This window comes from Pseudomonas sp. 18175 (assembly GCF_050432925.1).
Taxonomy (GTDB): domain Bacteria; phylum Pseudomonadota; class Gammaproteobacteria; order Pseudomonadales; family Pseudomonadaceae; genus Aquipseudomonas.
The window spans coordinates 1-529 of record NZ_JBKFTO010000061.1 but is presented as its reverse complement, the minus strand read 5'-3'; the positions used below and the strand labels follow the sequence as shown (position 1 = coordinate 529).

Genomic DNA, 529 nt, shown 5'->3' with positions numbered 1-529 from the left:
CGCCTTACGCTGTTGTATCGCGCCACATATCGGTTGATGTCTACCTGGGCCTCGTACTCAGAGCTATAACCTCCCTCGGGTACCCATTCGGACTTCAAACTGCCAAAAAAACGTTCCATCGGGGCGTTATCCCAGCACTGGCCTTTTCGACTCATGCTCTGTTTCAGCTCGTGCGCCTGCAGTTCAGCCCTGAATTTATGGCTGGTGTACTGGCAGCCTTGATCAGAATGAAACATCACACCTTTTGGTCGCCCTCTCAGTTCAACAGCCATGCGCAGTGACTCACTTGCCAGCGTCGCATCGGCAACCAGTGAATACGACCATCCCACCACTCGACGCGCAAACAGATCCAGCACCACAGAAAAATAGAGCCAGCGCTTGCCGAGTTGGATATAGGTGATGTCCGCGCACCAGACCTTGTTGATGTCTGCGACGTAAAACTCACGTTCCAGCTCATGTTCAGCCACCAAAGACTCAGTGCCTGAGGACTTGTACTTATGTGGCCTGCGTTGCCGGCTGGTAATCCCAG

At 53.5% G+C, this 529-nt stretch carries 1 protein-coding gene; it reads right to left on the bottom strand.

Translation table 11 applies throughout. The features are described 5' to 3' along the window. A partial coding sequence (locus ACLD1Y_RS31615) for an IS3 family transposase (protein WP_429481549.1) occupies window positions 1–467 on the bottom strand: 467 nt, incomplete at its 3' end. Between the last annotated feature and the right edge of the window lie 62 nt (window positions 468–529).